This window comes from Pseudanabaena biceps PCC 7429 (genome assembly GCF_000332215.1).
GTDB classification, from domain to species: Bacteria; Cyanobacteriota; Cyanobacteriia; order Pseudanabaenales; family Pseudanabaenaceae; genus Pseudanabaena; species Pseudanabaena biceps.
Window position 1 is genome coordinate 1 of record NZ_ALWB01000359.1, and the last position, 3035, is coordinate 3035.

Annotated in this window: 4 protein-coding genes; 2 read left to right on the forward strand and 2 right to left on the reverse strand. The window is 43.1% G+C overall.

What is annotated here, in order from left to right:
* On the forward strand, positions 1 to 190 hold a 190-nt coding region (locus PSE7429_RS22255; protein WP_040690298.1), incomplete at its 5' end, for a zinc ribbon domain-containing protein.
* A 38-nt stretch (positions 191 to 228) separates the two neighbouring features.
* Here the strand turns inward: PSE7429_RS22255 and PSE7429_RS22260 are convergent.
* Positions 229 to 1008, reverse strand: coding sequence for an ABC transporter ATP-binding protein (locus PSE7429_RS22260; protein ID WP_009629646.1), 780 nt, complete (start codon positions 1006 to 1008; stop codon positions 229 to 231).
* Between the two features lie 414 nt (positions 1009 to 1422).
* Between PSE7429_RS22260 and PSE7429_RS22265 the strand changes: the two genes are divergently transcribed.
* Positions 1423 to 2190 (forward strand): ankyrin repeat domain-containing protein, encoded by a 768-nt coding sequence (locus PSE7429_RS22265; RefSeq protein ID WP_158467665.1) that lies wholly within the window; start codon positions 1423 to 1425, stop codon positions 2188 to 2190.
* 4 nt (positions 2191 to 2194) lie between these two features.
* Here the strand turns inward: PSE7429_RS22265 and PSE7429_RS22270 are convergent, their stop codons facing one another.
* A complete protein-coding gene (locus tag PSE7429_RS22270) occupies positions 2195 to 2833 on the reverse strand; it encodes a L,D-transpeptidase family protein (RefSeq protein ID WP_202950488.1) in 639 nt (212 codons plus the stop codon).
* Between the last annotated feature and the right edge of the window lie 202 nt (positions 2834 to 3035).

Below are 3035 nucleotides of genomic sequence, written 5' to 3' on the forward strand. Positions count from 1 at the left end.
CCCGAGGATAGATGAGGACATAAATCATCGGGATTGTCCTAAGTGCAGTACACATCACGATAGAGATGTGAATGCTGCTAAAAATATTCTTGCCGCATGGCTTGCGGTTAATGTCTGTGGAGCGACTGTAAGCCCTGAGGAGAGTAAATCTCGGAAGGCTGGTGCTATGAAGCAGAAACCTAAGTCGTGAGTCTTAGAAATCCCCGTCACTTTAGTGCGGGGTGGATGTCAACCTTCATCCCCTAAATAAGCCTCGATTACAGCGGGATCATTTTTGACCACTTCAGGTTGCCCGATTGCAATTAATTGTCCAAAATCCAAAACCGCAATGCGATCGCATAGCCCCATCACCAGCGGTACATGATGCTCGATCAGTAAAATGGTTAATTCAAAGCGATCGCGCAGACTGCGAATAAAATCACTCAATTCTCCTTTCTCTTTGGGGTTCATCCCTGCGGCGGGTTCGTCTAGCAATAATAATTTGGGTTCGAGGGCGAGGGCGCGAGCGATCTCAAGACGACGCTGATCGCCATAGGAGAAATTTTTGGCTTTAAAATCAGTGCGATCGCTTAGTCCCACTAGCTCCAATAATTCTAGGGCGCGATCATAGGTTTGGCGCTCTTCCCTTTGCGTTGGGGACAACCCCAGAATCCCCTTAAATATACCCGTAGTACCGCTGCTGAGATGACGCGCGATCGCTACATTCTCTAAGGCTGAAAGCTCACCAAATAGACGAATATTCTGAAAGGTTCGAGCAATCCCAAATTTGGCAATCTGGTGAGGACGGAGATTGGTAAGTTCTTGCCCATCGTAACGAACCTTGCCACTAGTCGGCGCAATTAATCCTGTAATTGTATTAAATAGGGTTGTCTTACCCGCCCCATTAGGACCAATTACACCAAAGATTTCATGCTCCCGCACATCAAAGGACACTTCGTTCACCGCCACTAAGCCCCCAAAGCGGCGAGTTACTTGTTGAATGGCTAAGGTGGGGCTATTTACATTCATAACAATTTTGATGCGGGTTTCTGATTTGTTTATGAGGGCTAAGTTTAACTTTATTAAGTTTGACTTTATATGGCTATAGTCACTTGACTTGGGACAAATCCAAGAATTGATTGACGGTGCGGAGCGCCGTCAATCAATTCTTGGGTTTTATGTCCTAGTACCTTTGATGACAGCTATAGTAGAGTCACTTTTGAAATTGAAATATACAAATTGAATTCTCTAAGTAGCTAAGTGCAATTAAATATAAACTCCCGAAACCCGTAGCGCAAGTGCAGCAATCGCTACAGGGCTTGATTCTGGGTTTTAATTATGCCCAGCTACTTATCTGACTTTGCTTAATACAGAAGCAGAAAAAACAAGATTTTTGTCAAGTGTTAAACTACCATGTTTGGAGCTGTGTTTGGAGATGTTCTGATGAATACAAGCACTGGTGTCAAGTTAAATTTTGCCTTGGTTGCGGGACTAGCGATCGCCGCAATCATGTCGATCCAAATCTCTGATGCTTCACCGCAATCAATCCCAACTAATTCATTTTCCCCTTCACCATCATTCAAACTAGCAAAACTAAGTAATCCATGGCTCGCTTTTCAAAATGCGACTTTGCTAAGAGCAGTGATGTCAGGGGATCTTGCTTCAGCAAAAGTAGCTTTATTGCGTGGAGCTAATCCCAATGCCAAAGATAAATATGGTGCAACCGTTTTAGTAATCGCCTCTAGCAAAAGTTATCTCGACATTGTCCAGCTTTTACTAGAGCACAATGCAGATATTAATGGTCGAGATCCTTTTGAGCGTAATTATTATTATCTCACTCCGCTTATGGCGGCAGTGGAAGAGCATCATATCGAAATGATAAAGCTCTTTCTTTCTAAAGGAGCCAAAGTTAACGATGCTCCTGACGAGGGAGTTGCAGCTCTAGATATAGCAATAGAGAAAAATCATGCCGATGTAGTTAAAATCTTGTTACAGGCGGGCGCAGACCCTAACCACTATGCAGTGGGTGCAACCCCAATCTATAGTGCCGCGAGCACGGGATATACCGCAATTGTCAGTCTTTTAATAGAGTATGGGGCAGATATTAACGCTAAGGCTTATGGCAGCAGAAAAACACCCTTGGAGATTGCGACATTGAACAAGCATCTTGCGGTGGTCAAGCTGCTAAAGCAAGCAGGTGCAAAACAGTAAGGCTTTAATGCAAAATTTCGATCGCCGTACCGCGTTGCAACAAGGGATAAATTTCATCGACATCTTTATTTTTGAGGGAAATACAACCCAGAGTCCAGTTAATCCTGCGATCAATCAACCAATCCTGTCCTTTCTCCACTCCATGAATACCAATCTCTCCCCCAATATCATCGTAGACTTTCACTTCACCTCTAGCCTTAGCCAAGGAAAACTTGCGCCAAGAATCAGGGGTGGGATAGTCCAACAAAATAAATTTTGACCATTCCGAATGATAGTAGAGATCTTTTACCTGAAACATCCCCTCTGGTGTGCGTTTATCCCCTTGTTTCACCTTGTCATCCTTGGGGTTGCCTCCAAGCACGATCGCATAGGCTTTAATGGGCTTTTTTTGGTAGTAAACAGTTAGCTTGTATTTTGATTTTTCTACCACGATCGCGATCGCTTTTTTATCAATTTTTTTTAGATTGATGAAATTAGTAATTGCACGATCTTTGTTAAGCAATTCATTGGCTGATTTTGCCTCACAACTTCCAAGGCAGGGGAGCGCATGGACAAACATCTCAGGATTAGCGAGCGCATAGATACCCACTAAGCTTGTAAGCAAAGCCATACCACTGAAAACTTTTAGCGATCGACGATCCATAGGCTGCATCTTAATTCCTTTTCAAAGAATGATTAAAAGAATGATTAATGGCACTTAGTCAAGCCATGCCCCAATTCATCTTATACCAAAGCTCAAAATGGCGTAGCCATTTTGAGCTTTGAAAACCCTTACTAGGTTTAGTTTTTAATTCACAAAAATGTTGTCACACTTTCGTGAATTGGTATAAAGCCCCAAAGATGGT

What these genes read in the sequence shown, in the direction of transcription:
- PSE7429_RS22260 (WP_009629646.1), bottom strand. Translation starts at nt 1,008, where the DNA reads ATGAATGTAAATAGCCCCACCTTAGCCATTCAACAAGTAACTCGCCGC.
- PSE7429_RS22265 (WP_158467665.1), top strand. Translation starts at nt 1,423, where the DNA reads ATGAATACAAGCACTGGTGTCAAGTTAAATTTTGCCTTGGTTGCGGGA.
- PSE7429_RS22270 (WP_202950488.1), bottom strand. Translation starts at nt 2,833, where the DNA reads ATGGATCGTCGATCGCTAAAAGTTTTCAGTGGTATGGCTTTGCTTACA.